This is a genomic window from Klebsiella sp. GG_Kp175 (assembly GCF_040062325.1).
GTDB lineage: Bacteria > Pseudomonadota > Gammaproteobacteria > Enterobacterales > Enterobacteriaceae > Klebsiella > Klebsiella quasipneumoniae.
In genome coordinates this window covers 1-21,034 of sequence record NZ_JBEAFX010000035.1, presented here as the reverse complement: position 1 = coordinate 21,034, position 21,034 = coordinate 1, and the positions used below count along the sequence as shown (strand labels likewise).

18 protein-coding genes are annotated in these 21,034 nt (G+C 53.4%); 8 read left to right on the top strand and 10 right to left on the bottom strand.

The window, feature by feature from the left end:
- Positions 1–130 precede the first annotated feature (130 nt).
- From ABLU73_RS24100 to typA, 4 genes are all read right to left on the bottom strand, one after another.
- Positions 131–1,393: an MFS transporter gene (locus ABLU73_RS24100; protein WP_048293950.1), complete on the bottom strand. Its 1,263-nt coding sequence runs from the start codon at positions 1,391–1,393 to the stop codon at positions 131–133.
- A gap of 100 nt (positions 1,394–1,493) precedes the next feature.
- A complete protein-coding gene (locus ABLU73_RS24095) occupies positions 1,494–2,474 on the bottom strand; it encodes a TIM barrel protein (RefSeq protein ID WP_053810899.1) in 981 nt (326 codons plus the stop codon).
- 7 nt (positions 2,475–2,481) lie between these two features.
- Positions 2,482–3,192, bottom strand: coding sequence for a GntR family transcriptional regulator (locus tag ABLU73_RS24090; protein WP_017899841.1), 711 nt, complete (start codon positions 3,190–3,192; stop codon positions 2,482–2,484).
- 199 nt (positions 3,193–3,391) lie between these two features.
- Complete coding sequence (gene typA / locus ABLU73_RS24085; protein ID WP_002882755.1) at positions 3,392–5,215, bottom strand: ribosome-dependent GTPase TypA; 1,824 nt, start codon at positions 5,213–5,215, stop codon at positions 3,392–3,394.
- A 378-nt stretch (positions 5,216–5,593) separates the two neighbouring features.
- Here typA and glnA point away from each other — a divergent pair, with 378 nt between their 5' ends.
- The 4 genes from glnA to ABLU73_RS24065 all read left to right on the top strand — a co-directional run bounded on the left by glnA (position 5,594) and on the right by ABLU73_RS24065 (position 9,880).
- Entirely contained in the window at positions 5,594–7,003 is a 1,410-nt protein-coding gene (gene glnA, locus ABLU73_RS24080; RefSeq protein ID WP_004203622.1) for a glutamate--ammonia ligase, read from the top strand.
- A gap of 188 nt (positions 7,004–7,191) precedes the next feature.
- A complete protein-coding gene (gene glnL, locus ABLU73_RS24075; RefSeq protein ID WP_004203621.1) occupies positions 7,192–8,241 on the top strand; it encodes a nitrogen regulation protein NR(II) in 1,050 nt (349 codons plus the stop codon).
- An 8-nt stretch (positions 8,242–8,249) separates the two neighbouring features.
- Entirely contained in the window at positions 8,250–9,659 is a 1,410-nt protein-coding gene (gene glnG / locus ABLU73_RS24070; protein ID WP_002882749.1) for a nitrogen regulation protein NR(I), read from the top strand.
- 110 nt (positions 9,660–9,769) lie between these two features.
- Complete coding sequence (locus ABLU73_RS24065; protein WP_004152951.1) at positions 9,770–9,880, top strand: YshB family small membrane protein; 111 nt, start codon at positions 9,770–9,772, stop codon at positions 9,878–9,880.
- A 35-nt stretch (positions 9,881–9,915) separates the two neighbouring features.
- Here the strand turns inward: ABLU73_RS24065 and hemN are convergent, their stop codons facing one another.
- Positions 9,916–11,289 (bottom strand): oxygen-independent coproporphyrinogen III oxidase, encoded by a 1,374-nt coding sequence (hemN, locus tag ABLU73_RS24060; RefSeq protein WP_004203620.1) that lies wholly within the window; start codon positions 11,287–11,289, stop codon positions 9,916–9,918.
- Between the two features lie 188 nt (positions 11,290–11,477).
- Positions 11,478–11,984 carry a Der GTPase-activating protein YihI gene (gene yihI / locus ABLU73_RS24055; protein ID WP_002882743.1) on the bottom strand — a complete coding sequence of 169 codons (507 nt, stop codon included), beginning with the start codon at positions 11,982–11,984 and terminating at the stop codon, positions 11,478–11,480.
- 585 nt (positions 11,985–12,569) lie between these two features.
- Between yihI and yihA the strand changes: the two genes are divergently transcribed.
- Positions 12,570–13,205, top strand: coding sequence for a ribosome biogenesis GTP-binding protein YihA/YsxC (gene yihA / locus ABLU73_RS24050; protein WP_004203619.1), 636 nt, complete (start codon positions 12,570–12,572; stop codon positions 13,203–13,205).
- Between the two features lie 359 nt (positions 13,206–13,564).
- On the opposite strand, the gene polA is transcribed toward yihA, so the two are convergent.
- Positions 13,565–16,357, bottom strand: coding sequence for a DNA polymerase I (gene polA / locus ABLU73_RS24045; protein ID WP_264924726.1), 2,793 nt, complete (start codon positions 16,355–16,357; stop codon positions 13,565–13,567).
- Positions 16,358–16,753: 396 nt separating this feature from the next.
- On the opposite strand from polA, the gene ABLU73_RS24040 reads away from it, so the two are divergent.
- Complete coding sequence (locus ABLU73_RS24040; RefSeq protein ID WP_017899843.1) at positions 16,754–17,671, top strand: acyltransferase; 918 nt, start codon at positions 16,754–16,756, stop codon at positions 17,669–17,671.
- Positions 17,672–17,701: 30 nt separating this feature from the next.
- On the opposite strand, the gene dsbA is transcribed toward ABLU73_RS24040, so the two are convergent.
- From dsbA to ABLU73_RS24025, 3 genes are all read right to left on the bottom strand, one after another.
- Entirely contained in the window at positions 17,702–18,325 is a 624-nt protein-coding gene (gene dsbA, locus ABLU73_RS24035) for a thiol:disulfide interchange protein DsbA (protein WP_004203613.1), read from the bottom strand.
- Between the two features lie 27 nt (positions 18,326–18,352).
- On the bottom strand, positions 18,353–19,339 hold the full coding sequence (locus ABLU73_RS24030; RefSeq protein WP_048326146.1) for a serine/threonine protein kinase: 987 nt from the start codon (positions 19,337–19,339) through the stop codon (positions 18,353–18,355).
- 75 nt (positions 19,340–19,414) lie between these two features.
- A complete protein-coding gene (locus ABLU73_RS24025; RefSeq protein ID WP_002882612.1) occupies positions 19,415–19,684 on the bottom strand; it encodes a YihD family protein in 270 nt (89 codons plus the stop codon).
- A gap of 71 nt (positions 19,685–19,755) precedes the next feature.
- On the opposite strand from ABLU73_RS24025, the gene mobA reads away from it, so the two are divergent.
- Positions 19,756–20,337, top strand: a complete 582-nt coding sequence (gene mobA, locus ABLU73_RS24020; RefSeq protein WP_264924727.1) for a molybdenum cofactor guanylyltransferase MobA — start codon at positions 19,756–19,758, stop codon at positions 20,335–20,337.
- Positions 20,334–20,840 (top strand): molybdopterin-guanine dinucleotide biosynthesis protein MobB, encoded by a 507-nt coding sequence (gene mobB / locus ABLU73_RS24015; protein WP_032455444.1) that lies wholly within the window; start codon positions 20,334–20,336, stop codon positions 20,838–20,840. Before mobA ends, mobB begins: the two co-directional genes overlap by 4 nt.
- Positions 20,841–21,034: the final 194 nt, after the last annotated feature.

The window sequence follows — 21,034 nt, the reverse complement described above, 5'->3', positions numbered from 1 at the left end:
CCTTCCGCGCCGTGGAAAATTAACTTTAGCGGGAAAGATGAGGTTTGACTATGCATAAACCTGAAACAACAAGCCACTCGCGAACAAAGCCGCATAATGCGGCTTTGAATAAGCAGAATCAGGCTGGCGGTTATTCTGTCGCAGCGCGCAGCGTTTTCCTGCCACCGCGAATGCGTTTAACCAGCATGACCGAAACGAACGCGCCACAGAGCGCAAAGCACGCCATGATGCCAAAGACTATCTTGTAGCCTGTCAGACCAGGGTTGAGATCGAGAATGTAGCCATACAGGCTGTAGCAGAACATGGCCGGTGCGTAGCCAATGAAACTCCCCAGCGCCATGGCGGCGCCGGTCCGGTTCTCCGCGATGTTGGCTTCACCGATCGGGGCAAAGAAGACCGCTCGCTGGGTAAACACAATTGCGCCAAATCCCAGGGTGCAGATCATGCCGAGGTAGACTGGCATGCTTTCGTGGGGCAGCAATATTAACGCCACCAGGGCTACGGTGCTGGCACAAAAGGTATAGAAGAGATATTTGCTTGGCGACTTGAGGATTTTATCGGCTATCAGGCCGCCAATCGGCCCACCCACCATTTTCAAACAATACTGGTTAATGATGCCGTAGGCGCCCACCAGCGCCACCGGCAACAGGTAGATATTTTTCAGGAAGGGAATAAAGAAAGTGAGCCCACAGTAAACCGCATAAACAAAGAAGACGTTGAATGCGATAAGCCAGATGGTTTTATCTTTTAAGACCGAAGAGATGCTACTTTTCTCTGTGGCGCTGTCGACGGTAGCTTTCTCAGGCGCATCCTCATCCTTTTCTTTCAGCATAAAAAACAGCATGATCCCGACAACAATCACGATCAGAGCGTAGAACCAGATCCCGGCTTTAAACCCCAGCAAACCGCTGCCAAACCAGGTGAAAATAGCCAGGGCAGAGAAAGCAATAATCGTGTCGACAATCCCCCGCCCGGTCTCAAAGAAACCAAACAAACGCCCCTGCTGTTCGCTGTTGCCCAACCGGCTTACCGACTTTAATAGCACCGGCCAGTTCATCATGTCGCAGGTAACGCCAAAGAGAGCCCAAACAAAGAGAATTCCCCAGTAGCCTGGCATAGTCGTCAGATAGATCCCCAACAAGCCTGTCGCAATCAGCGATAGCGACATGGTGTAGCGGCGAGGCAGTTTATCGGCAAAGTAAATTGACAGGAAAAAACCAATCGTGGTCACCACGGAGTTCACCGACATGGCATTGCCTATCTGGCCATTAGTCAGATGGAAATAGTCCTGCATCGGAATATAAAAAGCATCTTTCAGAGAAGGCAGTTTATAAATGGTGCCACCGCACAGGGTTAATAAACTGAATATAGCCCATTTCTTTTTTGTGAGCATAAGTTCCCCTAATGATTGAACATCATTTGGTTTAAGGAAAATAACAGACCATCATCATTTATTAAAAATGATGTCCCGGCATAACGAATTATTAGTAAATTTAGTGTGTCAGCGCCGTAAGCGCTTCGTCTTTTATTCTCTGCAACGTCTCTTTGACATAATGGAGCTGCGCTATCGCATCCTCTTTTTCTTTTAGCAGTCGCGCTTCAAGCTGATCGGCGTCTGGCAGTGGGGTTTCGCTCATTTGTCGCCAGGGGATCCACGGGTTGTCCCCCTCCGAGGCAAAACGGAACGGGGGGGCATAGTAATCCACTTCTTCTTCCAGACCGTATGCCATGACCTGCGGATGATCATCACCAAGACAAATTAATTCCGTCAGCAGCGCCTTAAACGGCATATCGCCCTGGCCTGAATTACAGGCCCGATGCCCAAGCCCACCGTTCTCAGTAATAATACAAGCGTCTTTGATATGAACCTGCGTAATGTAAGGTGACATCAACGCTAACGCCTCAAGCGGTCGCTCATTAGCGTTGATCATATTGGCGAAGTCAAAAAGGAGCGATAGCGATGGCATCTCGCTTTGTTTAATTAAATTCACCAGTTCAGCGCTTTTGAGATCTTCATGTTGCTCAAGGGTGAAGGTCAGGCCGGTATGGCTATAAGCCTTTTTAATGTATTGAATATCTGATGAAATTTTTTCCATTACGTCATGTAAATGGCCTTCATAACGCGGATAAAAACGAACGGAGGTCGCTCCTGTTTTTAAAGCGATAGTCGCGGCCTGATCGATGGTCTGTTTATCGGAGGCGCTGGTTTCGATGTGAATATCCAGCTGCAACGCTTTCGCTTTGTCAGCAAACCCGGCTAACTGGGCATCATTCATATTGCTCAGCGAATAACGCTCACCATCAAGAACGTGTATTTTCACCCCCTTTAAATGCAGACTATCTGCAATGGTCAGTAAATCATTAGGTAAAATACGTTCAAGCCGCATATTCAAATGATAGGCATAAGCATGAAGGTAGAGTGGTATATTATCAATACGGGAAAGGATCTTCCCGGCGTTATCTTTAGTGACCATAAATTACCTACAAATTAATAAACAGATCCACAGCCTCAAATCGCCAGTATTCGAGATCTATTTGCACAATATTGCCGGCACTATCGGCACGGTGTTTTTCTATCAGAATAGCCGGCAGACCTGCAGAGCCACCGATGAATTTGCTCACATCGCCCGACATTCTGACGGGTCTAAAAGCCAGTTTTTTTATCACCACAGGCTTATGATATTCACGCTCCCAGACGGAGGAAAAAGACTGGTTCTTCAACCGGTCAATAAAATCTGGCGCGACGTTAGGGTTGATAAAAGTCTCGTGGTAGAAAACTTTATGCCCTTCCAGCGCTCCCCAGCCGGTGACCAGATATAAATCATCAGACGGAGTGACATCCAGCAGGGGTTTAGCGGCGTCGGGATAGTCTCGGGTTCGCTGTTTTTCAATAAAGCCCCACGAGGGTTCTCTTCCCTGCTCAATGGCGGCCCGCTGAAAGCTCGCGGGGAGCTCAGGACTGTAGTTAAAACGCGGCTGCGCGACAAACCATCCTTTCCGGTCTTTACGAAAGATCCTCGATTCCGCTTCCAGGCTGAGCAGCGCCTGACGCAGCGTCATGCGTTTGATCCCCAGCAGTTCGCCAAGCTCTCTCTCTGAAGGCAGTTTTCCACCCGCAGCCGTCAGCCCTTGCTTAAGCCACAGATCCAGTTTCTCTTTTGCATTTTCGACAGTAGAAAGATTTTCAGTCATTGTTTAATCCATTTGGTTTAAACCAGATAACTCATCTTACTCTTCTGCAAAAAAAGAAAGCAATTCCTCGGACAAACTTTAGGTATAAATGTGACCAGGGTCTCCTGGAGGCCCCGGGTTAGCGCAGCGATTGTCAGATCTCACCCATAAAAAAACCCCGCCGGAGAGGCGGGGTTTAGCGAACAGCAAGAAGAATGAATTACTCTTCTTTTGCACCGCGCATTGCGCGTTTACGGTCGTTCTCGGTCAGGTGACGTTTACGGATACGGATAGAGGTCGGAGTGACTTCTACCAGTTCGTCGTCATCGATGAACTCCAGAGCCTGCTCCAGGGTCATCTTAACCGGCGGAACCAAAACCGTGGCTTCGTCAGTACCGGACGCACGCATGTTGGTCAGTTTCTTACCGGTCAGGCAGTTTACCGTCAGGTCGTTAGAACGGCTGTGAATACCGATGATCTGGCCTTCGTAAACTTCCGCACCGTGACCGAGGAACAACTTACCGCGATCCTGCAGGCCGAACAGCGCGAACGCTACCGCTTTACCCTGACCGTTGGAGATCAGCACGCCGTTGTTACGCTGGCCCACTTCGCCCGGACGAACGTCGTCGTAGTGGCTGAAGGTGGAGTACAGCAGACCGGTACCGGAGGTCATGGTCATGAACTCTGAACGGAAGCCGATCAGACCGCGGCTTGGGATCACGTAGTCGAGACGTACGCGGCCTTTTCCGTCCGGATTCATGTTTTTCAGGTCGCCTTTACGCTCGCCCAGCGCCTGCATAACAGAACCCTGGTGCTGCTCTTCGACGTCCAGCGTCACGTTCTCGAACGGCTCTTGTTTACGGCCATCGATTTCACGGAAGATAACTTTCGGACGGGAAACCGCCATCTCGAAACCTTCGCGACGCATGTTTTCAATCAGAACGGACAGATGCAGTTCACCACGGCCGGAAACGCGGAACGCATCAGCGTCTTCGGTTTCTTCAACGCGCAGCGCCACGTTGTGCACCAGCTCTTTGTTCAGGCGGTCCAGAATCTGGCGAGAGGTAACGAACTTACCTTCTTTACCGCAGAACGGAGAGGTGTTGACGTTGAAGAACATGGAAACGGTCGGCTCATCAACGGACAGGGCCGGCAGCGCTTCGACATTCTGCGGGTCGCAGATGGTGTCGGAGATGTTCAGCTCGCCCAGACCGGTGATCGCGATGATGTCGCCAGCTTCAGCTACGTCGCTCTCGATACGCTCAAGCCCCAGGTGAGTCAGCACTTTACCGACTTTACCGTTACGAGTTTTGCCTTCGCTATCGATGATAGTGACCTGCTGGTTCGGCTTCACTTTACCGCGTTTGATGCGGCCGATGCCGATGACGCCAACGTAGTTGTTGTAGTCCAGCTGGGAGATCTGCATCTGCAGCGGACCGTCAAGGTCAACGTCCGGCGCCGGCACGCGATCGACAATCGCCTGGTACAGCGGGGTCATGTCGTCAGCCATGTCTTCGTGGTCCAGACCCGCGATACCGTTCAGCGCGGACGCGTAAACGATCGGGAAGTCCAGCTGTTCGTCGGTCGCGTCGAGGTTAACGAACAGGTCGAACACCTGATCGACAACCCAGTCCGGACGCGCGCCCGGGCGGTCAACTTTGTTGATGACCACGATCGGCTTCAGACCGTGGGCAAAAGCTTTTTTGGTCACGAAGCGCGTTTGCGGCATCGGGCCATCAAAGGCATCTACCACCAGCAGCACAGAGTCAACCATGGACATAACACGCTCAACTTCACCTCCGAAGTCGGCGTGCCCAGGGGTATCAACGATGTTGATACGGTAATCATTCCATTTGATTGCGGTGTTTTTCGCGAGGATGGTAATCCCACGCTCTTTCTCCAAATCGTTGGAGTCCATCACACGTTCTTGTGCTTCAGTACGTGCGTCGAACGTACCGGATTGCTGTAGCAGCTTGTCAACCAGGGTAGTTTTACCATGGTCAACGTGCGCGATGATGGCGATATTACGCAGATTTTCGATCACAACTTTGCCTCAGGCATTAGAAATAGCGCGTTATTGTACACGTATTAAGCGAAGGACTGAACAGGATCACAAACATCCTCCGCAAACAAGTATTGCAGAGTTTCTTTGTGACCGCTTTCACGGAGCGATAAAAGGGCACCGTAACAAAAATTGCACCAAAATGGTGCTCAATGTTCACACTGAGGCACTATTTTGGTGCATTATCTCCATCATGGTGCAGTCCTTTTGCACTATGGTGCGCATGATACAGCGTTTTATGGGGCATTTAAAAGTTGGCACAGATTTCGCTTTATATTTTTTAAGGCAACAACGCCACTTTTAAGCAGTATGAAGTTTTCGTTACCACGACGACAATGACCAATCCGGGAGAGTTTAAGTATGTCCGCTGAACACGTTTTGACGATGCTGAACGAGCACGAAGTGAAGTTTGTCGATCTGCGCTTCACCGATACCAAAGGTAAAGAACAGCACGTCACGATTCCGTCTCATCAGGTAAATGCCGAATTCTTCGAAGAAGGCAAAATGTTTGATGGCTCCTCGATTGGTGGCTGGAAAGGTATCAACGAATCTGACATGGTCCTGATGCCGGACGCTTCCACCGCGGTCATTGACCCGTTCTACGAAGAACCGACCCTGATCATCCGCTGCGATATCCTCGAGCCAGGCACCCTGCAGGGCTATGACCGTGACCCGCGCTCCATCGCGAAACGCGCTGAAGAGTACCTGCGCGCTACCGGCATCGCTGACACCGTCCTGTTCGGGCCAGAACCAGAATTCTTCCTGTTCGACGACATCCGTTTCGGCGCCTCTATCTCCGGCTCCCATGTCGCGATCGATGATATCGAAGGTGCGTGGAACTCCTCCACCAAATACGAAGGCGGTAACAAAGGTCACCGTCCGGGCGTGAAAGGGGGTTACTTCCCGGTTCCGCCAGTAGACTCTTCTCAGGATATCCGCTCCACCATGTGTATGATCATGGAAGAGATGGGCCTGGTTGTTGAAGCTCACCACCACGAAGTGGCTACCGCAGGTCAGAACGAAGTGGCAACCCGCTTCAACACCATGACCAAAAAAGCGGACGAAATTCAGATTTACAAATACGTTGTTCACAACGTCGCTCACCGCTTTGGTAAAACCGCGACCTTTATGCCGAAACCAATGTTCGGCGACAACGGCTCCGGCATGCACTGCCATATGTCTCTGGCGAAAAACGGGACTAACCTGTTCTCCGGCGACAAATACGCAGGTCTGTCTGAGCAGGCGCTGTTCTACATCGGCGGCGTAATCAAACACGCTAAAGCCATCAACGCCCTGGCGAACCCGACCACCAACTCCTACAAGCGTCTGGTTCCGGGTTACGAAGCGCCGGTTATGCTGGCTTACTCTGCCCGTAACCGCTCTGCCTCCATCCGTATTCCGGTGGTGACCTCTCCGAAAGCGCGTCGTATCGAAGTGCGCTTCCCGGACCCGGCTGCTAACCCGTACCTGTGCTTTGCGGCGCTGCTGATGGCTGGCCTCGATGGTATCAAGAACAAAATCCATCCGGGCGAAGCAATGGACAAAAACCTGTACGACCTGCCGCCGGAAGAAGCGAAAGAGATCCCGCAGGTTGCCGGTTCTCTGGAAGAAGCCCTGCAGGCCCTGGATGCTGACCGCGAGTTCCTGACGGCTGGCGGCGTATTCACCAATGACGCTATCGATGCTTACATCGCCCTGCGTCTGGAAGAGAACGACCGCGTACGCATGACTCCGCATCCGGTTGAGTTCGAACTGTACTACAGCGTCTAATTTTGCTGTAAATCCAGGGTATGTCGTGTTGTGGCGCGGGATGCCCGGGATATTTTGTTGCCGTGGAAACTTTCAGCCCATCTCAGGATGGGCTTTTTTCTCCACCAACACGCTGATCTCGCGAGCTTTTTACCGATAAAAAGCTATACTGCACTAAATTGGTGCACTCTTTTTCAGGAGACTGTCGAATGGCAACAGGCACACTGCCCGATGCTGGGCAGATCCTCAACTCTCTTATCAACAGTATCTTACTGGTCGATGATGACCTGGCGGTGCACTTTGCCAACCCTGCGGCGCAGCAGCTGCTGGCGCAGAGTTCGCGCAAGCTGTTTGGCACCCCGTTACCTGAGCTGTTGAGCTATTTCTCATTAAATATTGGGCTGATGCAGGAGAGTCTGCAGGCGGGCCAGGGTTTTACCGATAACGAAGTGACGCTGGTTATCGATGGCCGCTCGCATATCCTGTCGCTGACCGCCCAGCGGCTGCCGGAAGGCTTTATTCTGCTGGAAATGGCGCCAATGGATAACCAGCGCCGCCTGAGCCAGGAGCAACTGCAGCACGCGCAGCAGGTCGCCGCCCGCGATCTGGTCCGCGGCCTGGCACATGAGATTAAAAACCCGTTAGGCGGCCTGCGCGGCGCGGCACAGCTGCTCAGCAAAGCCCTGCCCGACCCGGCGCTAACGGAATATACCAAAGTGATCATCGAGCAGGCCGACCGGCTGAGAAATCTGGTCGATCGCCTGCTCGGCCCACAGCATCCGGGCATGCACGTTACCGAAAGCATCCACAAGGTCGCCGAACGGGTAGTGAAACTGGTCTCGATGGAGTTGCCGGACAACGTGAAATTGATCCGTGATTACGACCCCAGCCTGCCGGAGCTCCCCCACGACCCGGATCAAATTGAACAGGTGTTGCTGAACATCGTCCGTAATGCGCTGCAGGCGCTGGGGCCGGAAGGGGGCGAAATTGTTCTCCGCACCCGGACCGCTTTCCAGCTGACGCTGCACGGGGTGCGTTATCGCCTCGCCGCCCGTATTGACGTCGAAGATAATGGCCCGGGTATTCCGCCCCAGCTCCAGGATACGTTGTTTTATCCGATGGTCAGCGGCCGCGAAGGCGGTACTGGCCTGGGCTTATCTATCGCCCGCAGCCTTATCGATCAGCACTCCGGCAAAATTGAATTCACCAGCTGGCCGGGTCATACCGAATTTTCGGTATACCTGCCTATTCGGAAGTAGAGGTGTTTATGCAACGAGGGATAGCCTGGATCGTTGATGACGATAGCTCCATCCGCTGGGTGCTTGAACGCGCGCTCACCGGAGCCGGCTTGAGCTGCACAACGTTCGAAAGCGGCAATGAGGTGCTAGATGCCCTCACCACCAAAACCCCGGATGTACTGCTGTCAGATATCCGTATGCCGGGAATGGATGGTCTGGCGCTGCTCAAACAGATTAAGCAGCGTCATCCGATGCTTCCGGTCATCATAATGACCGCGCATTCCGATCTGGACGCCGCGGTCAGCGCTTATCAGCAGGGCGCGTTTGATTATCTGCCCAAACCTTTTGATATCGATGAAGCTGTCGCCCTCGTCGACCGGGCGATTAGCCACTATCAGGAGCAGCAGCAGCCGCGAAATGCGCCGATAAGCAGCCCCACCGCCGATATCATTGGCGAGGCGCCGGCCATGCAGGATGTCTTTCGCATTATTGGCCGTCTGTCGCGCTCATCCATCAGCGTGCTGATCAATGGCGAATCCGGTACCGGTAAAGAGCTTGTCGCTCATGCCCTGCATCGCCATAGCCCGCGCTCAAAAGCGCCGTTTATCGCGCTGAATATGGCGGCGATCCCCAAGGACCTGATTGAGTCCGAGCTGTTCGGCCATGAAAAAGGGGCCTTTACCGGCGCCAATACCGTCCGTCAGGGTCGCTTTGAACAGGCTGACGGCGGCACGCTGTTCCTGGATGAAATTGGCGATATGCCGCTGGATGTCCAGACTCGTCTGCTGCGCGTTCTGGCGGATGGCCAGTTTTATCGCGTGGGCGGCTACGCGCCGGTGAAGGTCGATGTGCGGATCATCGCCGCCACCCATCAGAATCTGGAGCAGCGGGTGCAGGAGGGGAAATTCCGTGAAGATTTATTCCACCGCCTGAACGTGATCCGGGTGCATTTGCCGCCGCTGCGCGAGCGTCGGGAAGATATTCCACGTCTGGCCCGCCATTTTCTGCAGATTGCCGCCCGCGAGCTAGGTGTTGAAGCCAAACAGCTGCATCCGGAAACGGAGACAGCGCTGACCCGCCTGGCGTGGCCGGGCAACGTTCGCCAGCTGGAAAACACCTGTCGCTGGCTCACCGTCATGGCCGCCGGCCAGGAGGTGCTGACGCAGGATCTGCCGAGCGAACTGTTTGAGACCACCATTCCTGATAGCCCGACGCAGATGCAGCCAGACAGCTGGGCGACGCTGTTGGGTCAGTGGGCCGATCGGGCGCTGCGTTCCGGTCATCAAAACTTGCTTTCAGAAGCGCAACCCGAAATGGAACGCACGCTGCTGACGACCGCCCTGCGTCATACTCAGGGACATAAACAGGAGGCTGCGCGCCTGCTGGGATGGGGTCGTAATACCCTGACGCGTAAGCTAAAAGAGTTGGGTATGGAGTAGGGTTAAACGGCGTGATGAAAAATAGCCGATCAGCGCAAAGTGCTGCTATTTTGTACTTTACTGTTCCGATGAGTTGAGTATGATCGTGCCCGGCATTAGGGGAGAGCATCATGTTTGAATCACTGGTGAGTATGATATCGAGCGGCGCCGCTGCGAGTCACACACCACAAACGGCAGTCGCTGCCGTTCTGTGCGCTGCGCTGGTCGGGCTGTTCAGCTAATTGTTCCCCCTCTCCTGCGGGAGAGGGGGAAAACATTAAATCACCCTTGAGAACTGCTGCATCCGAGCCTTTTGCCGCAGATAGGCATCAAAGCACATACAGATGTTGCGGATCAGCAGGCGGCCTTTCGCCGTTACCTGGATAGCCTTACTCTCCACCACCACCAGCCCGTCATGCGCCAGCGGCGCCAGCAGTTTCAGGTCCTCAGCAAAATAAGACTGAAAATCCACGGCCCACTGCGCTTCGACTGCATCAATATCCAGACGGAAGTTACAGATCAACGCCTTAATTACGTCGCGACGCAGACAGTCGTCCCGGGTTAACGCGATCCCGCGCCACAGGGCGTTCCCTTGCTCTGCCACCTGCTGGTAGTACTGCTTTAGCTCTTTTTGGTTCTGGGCGTAGCTGTCGCCAATCATGCTGATCGCGGACACGCCCATCCCCAGCAAATCGGTATCGCCCTGAGTGGTGTAGCCCTGGAAATTGCGATGCAGTACGCCGTGACGTTGCGCGACCGCTAATTCATCATCAGGACGCGCGAAGTGGTCCATGCCGATGAACTGATAGCCTGCCGCCGTCAGCGAGCCGATGGTCTCCTGGAGGATCTCCAGCTTCTGTTCAGCGGAGGGCAGATCGGCATCTTTAATTTTGCGCTGTGCGGCAAAGAGCGTGGGCAGATGCGCGTAGTTAAACACGCTCAGGCGGTCAGGATTGAGCTCGGCGACCTTTTGCAGGGTAAAGGCAAAGCTCTCCGGCGTTTGTTTCGGCAGGCCGTAGATGAGGTCGATATTTGTCGAAGTAAATCCAATCTCCCGCGCATGACGGAGCAAATCAAAGATGAACGCTTCGTCCTGTTCGCGGTTAACCAGACGCTGAACCTCTTTATTAAAGTCCTGCACGCCCATACTCAGGCGGTTGAATCCCTCAGCGCGTAAATGATCGAGGACATCCAGCTCGATTTCACGCGGATCGACCTCGATGGAGATCTCGGCTTCGGCGCTGAAATGAAAATGGGTACGCAACAGATCCATCAGGCGACTGATTTGCGCCTTGTTGAGATAGGTCGGCGTGCCGCCTCCCCAATGCAGTTGCTTAACCTGACGGTTGGCAAACAGCGGCGCACGGTGGATGATCTCCTGTTCAAGGAGATCGAGATACTGATCGGCCTTATGCTGCTGGCGGGTGACGATCTTATTGCAGCCGCAGAAATAACACAGCTTATGGCAAAACGGGATATGCACGTACAGCGACAGGGGACGCTGTGGGTAACGGGCCACAGCGGCATCGAATTCCGCCGCGCCGAATTGTGGTGAAAACTCTAGCGCGGTGGGATACGAGGTATAGCGCGGCCCGGAATAGTTATATTTCTGGATCAGGGCCAGATCCCAGTCGATTATCTGCTCAGACATGCTCACTCCTTCCGATGGTGCCGCCGACGGGTACGCCGTCCCGGCCCCACCGCACCGCGGGTCATGAGCCGGTTGCGCAGCCATTTCAGACGCCGCGACAACCGTCGTAGTTTAACGAATAACCACAGCAGATAACATATAACCAGAAGGGTTATAAGCAGTACCGGGAATCCGATGGGATGCAAATGTTAGTTTCCACCCTTCAGCAGACGCATCATATCTTCCTGACGCTCTTCCTCTTCTTCATCTTCGTCATCGTAAGAGAGGCCGAGCTGCTGCATCAGCTCATCAATGCGATCCAGTTTGGCATCCACCCAGCTCTGCTCTTCAGCATTCAGGGTACCGCCCTCTTCCAGACGTTCCAGCAGCGCGTCCAGGCGCTCATCATTCTCCAGCAACTCCAGCTCAGCCTGCGGTGAAAGCATAGGTTTCTCGCTCTTTGGTTTATGCTGCTTGGGAGCTGGAGCGCTGCTTTCGCTCACGCCCAGCGGGATGGGTTTTTTGCTGCCCACGCGTGGATCTTGCGCCTGGCGCTGTTTTTTACCTGCTGAAGCCGCATCGCCGCCGTTCGCGCGACTTCCTGCCGCGTGGCCACGATGTTTCTTCTGCCGTTTGCGATCGCGAGCTTCCTGATTTAACTCTTCACGCGACTTGCGGCCGGATTTGCCACGGGTGGCGGATGTCGGTTTTTTCATGGTGTGTAATCTTCAGACAGTATTATTCAGTATAGAATTGAGGCGGAATCTAGCAGAAAGCAAGCAAAGAAAAAAGGCGACAGATTACTCTGTCGCCTTTTTCCTCACTGACCACCCTTAACGGGCTCTTCTTTCCCTGTTCGCTAACGACTTACCCTGTCTTTCCCTTAGCGTCCAACGGTCCCTGTCTCTTCCTTTTCCCTTTGAAACGTTTCCAAAACGCGCGTCATCCTGACAATCCTGTGGTCTTCGCCTCCTAGCGCTTCCTGACCCCTCGTCCTGAGTCCTCATCCTTTTCAGCATCCCCGCCGTTGTGTATTACTTTACCCTGTTGACAAAAATCGACAACCAGTCTGGCCGTTAAAATTCCACTTTTCAGATTTCTCTATTCTTGTAATCTATTTATTTTCAGTAGGTTATATTTTATTAGTCTTATTTTTCTCAGGCATGTCCTATACGAAGAATAGCCAATGTCTCACAAAGTGCATGGTTTTTACTTACAGAACCGGCGTGCGGTAAAAACAGCCTTTTTCTGCTGTTCAGGTATAATCCCTGCCATAGCCTGTTTTAACGGAGACGACCGTCTTGACCAACTGGAATTATCAACTGACGCACTTTGTCACTAGCGCGCCAGATATCCGCCATCTTCCTGCCGATACCGGTATTGAAGTGGCATTCGCCGGCCGCTCCAATGCGGGAAAATCCAGCGCGCTGAATACGCTGACCAACCAGAAAAGCCTGGCGCGGACCTCCAAAACTCCCGGACGTACACAGCTGATTAACCTGTTCGAAGTCGCCGAAGGCAAACGCCTGGTCGACCTTCCCGGCTACGGTTATGCGCAAGTCCCGGAAGAGATGAAGATCAAGTGGCAGCGCGCGCTGGGAGAATACCTGGAAAAACGCCTGTGCCTGAAGGGCCTGGTGGTCCTGATGGACATTCGCCACCCGCTTAAGGATCTCGATCAGCAGATGATCCAATGGGCGGTAGAAAGCGATATTCAGGTGCTGGTGCTGCTGACCAAAGCCGATAAGCTCGCCAGCGGCGCGCGTAAAGCGCAAGTGAATATGGTGCGTGAAGCAGTCCTGGCCTTCAATGGCGATGTTCAGGTTGAACCCTTCTCTTCGCTGAAAAAATCTGGCGTGGATAAGCTGCGACAGAAGCTGGATAGCTGGTTTAACGAAATCCCGCCGCAGGAAGCAGAGAGCGCCGTAGACGAGTAATCGACACCAACAGCCGGATAAGAGCGTGCCGCGCCTTGTCCGGGTTCCTCTCCAGCGTCAAGCACAAGCGCGTCCTTCTTTTTGCCACTTTTCTTTCGCGCAATAAAAAACGCCCCGGTCATAAATGACCGGGGCGGCTAAAATATTCAGCCAAATCCGATTACGTGAAGTAAAAGGTCTGAAAGATAGAACATCTTACCTCTGTACCCTACGCGAATAACTTTACTCTTCTTTCGCTCACGGATAAAGCATTTTTTGTAGTTTTTTTTCACTATTTACATAGCAAATTCAAATGATCCTCACAAAACTCTATAAGTTATGTTGCTTACTTACAGAAAATCGCGTTGTGCTTTGTATACTTAGTGCGCTTGATCCCAGTTTTCTCCGCTGCCCACTTCCACCAGCAACGGTACCGCCAGCGTAGTGCTGTTCTCCATCAGTTCGTGGATCTTTTTCGATACGGCATCGAGCTCGTCCTTATGCACTTCAAAGACCAGTTCATCGTGAACCTGCATGATCATTCGCACGCGAGGTTTCTCACTCCGCAGCCATTCATCAACGGCAATCATCGCCCGCTTGATGATATCCGCAGCCGTCCCCTGCATCGGGGCGTTAATCGCCGCACGTTCCGCACCGGCACGACGAGCGCCATTGCTGGACTTGATATCCGGCAAATAGAGTCGACGGCCATCCAGCGTTTCAACATACCCTTGCTCCTTCGCCTGTGCGCGGGTGCGCTCCATATACTCCAGGACGCCCGGATAACGCTCGAAATAAAGATCCATGTACTTCTGCGCTTCTTTACGCGGGATGTTCAGCTGGCGGGCCAGGCCAAAGGCGCTCATGCCATAGATCAGACCGAAGTTGATAGCTTTCGCACTGCGCCGCTGTTCGCTGCTGACGCTGTCCAGCGGTAAGCCAAACACTTCAGCCGCCGTCGCCCGGTGAATATCCTTCCCTTCCGCGAAGGCGGTCAGCAGGCCTTTATCCCGCGACAGGTGCGCCATAATGCGCAGCTCGATTTGCGAGTAGTCCGCCGAGACAATAACGTAATCTTCTGGCGCGATAAACGCCTGGCGAATACGGCGCCCTTCTTCGTTACGCACCGGAATGTTTTGCAGGTTTGGATCGGTAGACGACAAACGGCCGGTGGCGGTAACCGCCTGATGATAGGAGGTATGTACGCGGCCCGTTTTGGGATTAATCATCAGCGGCAGCTTATCGGTATAGGTCGACTTCAGCTTCGCCAACCCACGGTACTCCAGAATCACTTTCGGCAACGGATAATCGAGCGCCAGCTCTTCCAGTACCTCTTCAGAGGTGGACGGCGCACCGCCCGGCGTCTTCTTCAGCGGCTTGATACCCTGTTTTTCAAACAGGATCGTTTGCAGCTGTTTGGTGGAGGAGAGATTAAACGCTTCCCCGGCGATCTCATGCGCCCGCTGCTCCACCTCAACCAGGCGCTGGGCTATTTCCTGCGAGTGCGCATGCAGCACGGCGGGGTCGATTTTAACGCCGTTGCGCTCAACGCGTGACAGCACCGGCACCAGCGGCATTTCAATGTGCTGGAAGATATTCAGCGGACCTTCATGCTGCTGCAGCTTCGGCCACATTTTCAGATGCAACTGAAGCGTGACGTCGGCGTCTTCCGCCGCGTAGCGACCCGCCTCTTCCAGCGCAATCTGGTTAAAGGTGAGCTGATTCTTACCCTTGCCAGCGATCTCTTCGAAGGTAATCGTTTTATGCTTCAGCCAGCGGTCGGAAAGACTGTCCATATCATGGCGGCCCGCCACGCTGTCGAGAATGTAAGATTCCAGCATGGTATCGAACGCAATCCCGCGCAGCTCAATGTCGTAATTAGCCAAAATGCCGCGATCGTATTTGAGATTTTGCCCAACCTTGAGCAGCTTCTCATCCTCCAGCAGCGGTTTAAGCAGCGCCAGCACGCGCTCACGCGGGATCTGATCCGGCGCATCAAGGTAATCATGCGCTACCGGGACATAGGCGGCCACGCCCGGCTCAACAGCGAATGAAAGGCCGACCATGTTGGCGGAGATGTTATCCAGGCTGTCGGTTTCCGTATCAAAGGCAAAGAGCGGCGCTTGCTTCAGCTTATCGATCCAGGTGAGCAGCGTAGCCTCATCAAGGATGGTGACATAGTGCTCTGCTGAAAGTGCAGTAGCGGCCTCAACCTCTGCTTCCGCTTCTGCCGCTGCTGCAGGCACTGCAGGTTTCGCAGCCGGTTTGCCCCCCTTCGCCTGCAGCCATTTTCCGGCTTCAACGTCGGTGGTCCAGCGCTTAAACTCATACTGTCTGAACAGCGCCAGCAGATCGTCTGCCGCCGGCGGCTGCACCTCCAGCTCTTCGCACTTGAGCTCCAGCTCGACGTCGGTTTTGATGGTCGCCAGCTGATAAGAGAGATAAGCCACCTCCTTGTTCTGCTCCAGCTTCGCCGCCATCGTTTTCGCGCCGCGGAAGCTCAGTTCAGCGATCTTCTCCGGTTCCGCATACAGCGTATCGAGGCCGCCGAGGCCTTGCAGCAGCGCCTGGGCGGTCTTTTCGCCCACGCCCGGCACGCCAGGAATGTTATCTGAGGAGTCGCCCATCAGCGCCAGGAAATCAATAATCAGCTCTGGCGGGACGCCGTACTTGGTAACCACCTCATCCGGCCCGAGGATAGTGTTGGTCATGGTATTGATCAGGGTGATCCCCGGCGTCACCAGCTGGGCCATGTCTTTATCGCCGGTACTGATCAGCACCGGACGTCCTGCCCTTTCCGCTTCCCGCGCCAGGGTGCCAATCACATCGTCAGCTTCGACGCCAGGGACCGCCATCAGCGGCAGCCCCATCGCTTTCACCATCTTATGCAACGGCTCAATCTGCGCGCGCAGATCGTCCGGCATCGGCGGGCGGTGAGATTTGTAATGTTCGAACAATTCATCACGGAAGGTTTTCCCTTTCGCATCAAAGACCACGACGGCATGAGTCGGTTGATACTGCAGAATCAAACTGCGCAGCATATTCAGTACGCCGTACATAGCCCCGGTGGGCTCCCCTGCGCTGTTAGTCAGCGGCGGAAACGCATGATACGCCCGATAAAGATAGGAGGAGCCGTCAACGAGGATGAGAGGGTTTTCTGGGATCTGAACCATAATTTCCGTGCCTGTTTATCAGATTATGGATAAAGGATGCCACAGACGGGCATGAAATCCTGAATTTTTCCCGCATTTCGCGGAAAAGATTCAACGATCGTCGCGATCGCGCGACAACTTAGCTTGTGGATAACTTTGTGCATAGTTTTACAACGTCAGCTTATCCGCCCCTGAAAATAAATGAATAAATAGTATTAGCCATTATTTATCAATAACTTAAAAGAAGATCAACGATCCTGGCATGAATTTGATGACCTAATCTTCCATGTGGATAGAAGATCCTTGTTTTTTTCTGTTCTGGTAAGACCCGTCATTTGCCGCGTTTTCTGGTAAAATCAGCCTCTTGCGCAGCTTAAAGGCGCTCTTTGTCAGCCTAACTTTCTGAATAAACTAACTATGTCGAGATTACTCGCTGCGATAACACTTCCGCTGAGTATCGCCTTAACCATCTTAGTCACCGTTATCTGCTCTGTACCGATCATCGTCGCCGGGCTGATTAAACTGCTGGTCCCCATTCCAGCGGTATGGCGCTCTATATCCGTTTTTTGCAATTTTATGATGTACTGCTGGTGCGAGGGGCTGGCGCTGCTGTTGCATCTCAATCCCTGGCTAAAATGGGACGTCCAGGGTCTGGAAGGCCTGAACAAAAAGAACTGGTATCTGCTGATCAGCAACCACCACAGCTGGGCAGATATCGTGGTGCTATGCGTGCTGTTCCGCAAGCATATTCCGATGAATAAGTACTTCCTTAAACAACAGCTGGCGTGGGTACCGTTCATCGGCCTCGCCTGCTGGGCGCTGGATATGCCTTTTATGCGCCGCTATTCGCGCAGCTATCTTATTCGTCACCCGGAACGCCGCGGTAAAGATGTCGAAACCACCCGCCGTTCATGTGAGAAATTCCGCTCGCACCCAACGACAATCGTCAATTTTGTGGAAGGCTCGCGTTTTACCGACGCAAAAAAGCGCGAGACGCGCTCTCCTTACCACAACCTGTTACCACCGAAAGCGGCGGGTATTGCCATGGCGCTCAATGTTCTCGGCTCGCAGTTCGATAAACTGCTGAACGTTACGCTGTGCTACCCGGAAAATCATGCAAGGCCGTTTTACGACATGCTAAGTGGCCGACTGACGCGCATTGTGGTTCGTATCAATCTGGTACCGATTGGCGAAGAGCTACACGGCGATTACGTCAACGATAAGAACTTTAAGCGTGGTTTCCAGCGCTGGCTGAATGGGCTATGGGAAGAGAAAGACCGTCAGTTAACTGACATCATGCGGGACAAAGCAAGGAAGTCACGGCAAAGTAGATAAAAAAACGCCGGTCAGTGACCGGCGTTTTTTTTATTTCTTCTCAACCAGCTGCTTCACGGTATCCGCATACTGAGCGACGAAGACATCCATATTGCTGGTGTCCATCCCCTGCGGGTTCAGCTGGTACTTACCATTGACGTACATAGCCGGTACCCCCTGCAGCTGCAGATCGGCTGCCGCTTTCTCCTGCTGAGCAACCAGAGATTTCACCACGAAGCTGTTCCATGCGGCATCGTAGTCTTCCCCTTTCACGCCAGCGTCGACGAACACTTTACGAATGTCAGCCAGGCTCTGTACGGTCTGGTTTTTCTGCACCGCTTCGAACATCGGCGCCGTAATTTTATCTTCAACGCCCAGCGCGATGGCCACAGCCCATGCCTGCGTCAGCTCCTTGCCCAGCGGCCCCAGGAACTCGACATGGTATTTGGTCATTTTGGTGCCTTCTGGCAGTTTCTGGCGCACGCTGTCAGAGACATGCAGCACTTCTTCAAACTGATAGCAGTGCGGGCAGTAGAATGAGAAGAATTCGAGCACCTGCGGCTCGCCAGCAACCGGCTTATCAAGGGTGATGTACTGCTTGCCGTCGGTGATCTGGGCAGCGGATGCACTAAAAGCCAGAATCATACCAGCCAGCGCCAGCCAAACTTTTTTCATGATTTACTCTCTCCTGGATATATCACATTAATACATTGGCGTTAACTGAAGCGGGGGTTCCTGTAGAACCTTCACCTGCTCGAGAAAAGTAGACGTCTGCCCTCGCCAGTAATCCTCCCCGGTTAACCAGGGAAAATTAACCGGGAAAGCCGGATCGTCCCAGCGTCTGAGCAACCACGCCAGATAATAAACCAGTCGCATGGCGCGTAAAGGTTCAATAAGCGCGATTTCATCGCTGTTAAAGGGGCTGAATTCCTCATAGGCCTCGACGATGGTCTCCAGCTGCATACGCTGTTCAGCCTTATCGCCGTTGAGCAGCATCCACAGATCCTGAATCGCCGGGCCGGTTCGCGCATCGTCTAAATCGACAAACAGCGGCCCATCGCGCCAGAGGATATTGCCTGCATGACAGTCACCATGCAGGCGCAAAGTAGTCCCGCCACCGTACCATTGCGTCATGACGGCAGCGATGAGTTTATCGGTCGCCTTCAGGAAATCGGCCTTCAGGCCTGAGGGGATAAGCGTCGACTGTTCAAATACCTGGCGTGGTTCCAGCAGATATTCCTGCACGCCAATCTCCGGACGCGCAGAAAAGCGCTGTTTGCGCCCGGTCTGGTGCAGGCGCCCCAGATAACGGCCAACCCACTCCATCTGATCAAGGTTATCCGCCTCGAACTGTCGGCCGCCAAGGCTTGGGAAAACGGCAAAATAAAACCCCTGGTGCTGATGAAGCGTACTGTCGTTAAATAACAGCGGCGCCGCAACGGGCACTTCATCTTCTACAAGCTGAAGCGCAAACTGGTGTTCTTCAAGGATTTGTGCTGCCGACCAGCGCTCAGGACGATAGAACTTCACCACATAACGATGACGCTCTTCGTCCTGGAACTGATAAACGCGGTTCTCATAGCTGTTCAGCGGGGTAAGACCGGAGTCCACCCGCATACCCAGATCGAATAACCCATCGATAATGGTATCCGGGCGAAGCGTCTGAAAAGTAAAAGCCTTATCGTGCATCCTGACATCCGATAATCGTACGAATAGTTCAGGATATCATCTCATTGCGCTTTACGCGGCAGCGCTTACAACCTTTTACTCTTTTATTACGCCGCGGGCGCGCAGCAGCGCGGTTTTAAAGTCTTCTTCATAATCCTTCTGAATACCCGGGATGACAGCATCTTTTGAAGAATCACGCATCTTCAGGTGATAGATCAGAATATCGTCGGAAAGATCGCTCAGTTCGCCATCATAGCCAGCCTCTTTCGCCAGTTTCTGCAAAAATTGCATCAGGTTCAGTTCTGGCTCTTTCTGCCAGGCGGGCTGGAGGAGTTCAATTACTTCATTCAGACGTTTACATTTCATGGTCATGCTCCTTACTCTTGATAGGGACAAGTTAACAGGGTCAATCCCACAATGAAAGAGGCGATATTCATATGCAAAGCGAGGCGATAACCGGCGTCGTGCTGGCGGGCGGCAGGGCCACGCGAATGGGCGGCATTGATAAAGGATTACAGTTGCTCAATGGACGTCCTCTCTGGCGACACGTCGCGGAAGCATTAGCTCCGCAGGTAGATGAGTTAGTCATTAGCGCCAATCGTCATCTTGAACAGTGGCGTGCCAGCGGATATCCGGTCTTTCGAGACATACAGGAGGGTTATCAGGGGCCGCTGGCCGGAATGCTTGCTGTGATGCAGCAGGTCGCGAGCCCATGGTTTGTTTTTTGCCCCTGCGACACGCCGTTCATTCCGTCCTTTTTGGTGGAGCGCTTTATCCAGCAGAGAGGGGACGCACCGGTCGTTTGGGCCCATGACGGCGAACGGGATCATCCTGCCGTTGCATTAGTTCATCGTCAAATCATTCCGGAACTGGAGGCTTATCTGGCACATGGAGAGCGCAGGGTGATGGTTTTTATGCGACAAATGGGTGGGCGCCCGGTGAATTTCAGCGATGTGAAAACTGCTTTCACTAATGTAAATACGCTCGAAGATTTGCAGCAGATGCAGGAGCCATCATGATCCCATTACTGGCGATCGCCGCATGGAGCGGTACCGGAAAAACAACATTATTAAAGCGTCTTATCCCTGAGCTTTGCGCTCTAGGATTACGCCCGGGACTGATAAAGCACACCCATCATGATATGGACGTGGATAAGCCGGGCAAAGATAGCTATGAACTGCGTAAGGCGGGCGCTGCGCAAACTATTGTCGCCAGCGAACAGCGGTGGGCATTGATGACCGAGACGCCCGAGAAGCCGGAATTAGATCTCACATGGCTGGTTAGTCGAATGGATGCCAGCAGACTGGATCTGGTTTTGGTCGAGGGTTTCAAGCATGAAGCAGTGCCTAAGATCCTGCTTTTTCGGCAAAACAGCGGCCATTGTGTGGAAGAGTTAACGACTGATGAGCATACGATCGCCGTGGCCAGCGATGTATCGATCGCGACCTCACTTCCGCTGCTGGATTTAAATAATATTCCGCAGATTGCGTCATTTATTGTCGGCTGGTTAGCGAGGCAGTAGCAGGTATTCAGGCGATTTTTTTCCCAAAGGCGGTGCTGCGCCCCCTGGCCGGGCGACCGGGGCGTAGCCCCATGTCGGATCAGTAGCCCCGGTAAGCGCAGCGCCGCCGGGGGGGCATGCCGGCACCCTTCCCGGATGGCACAAACGCAAAAAAGCTCAGCCTTCCGACTGAGCTTTCTGCTTTATTTGATGCC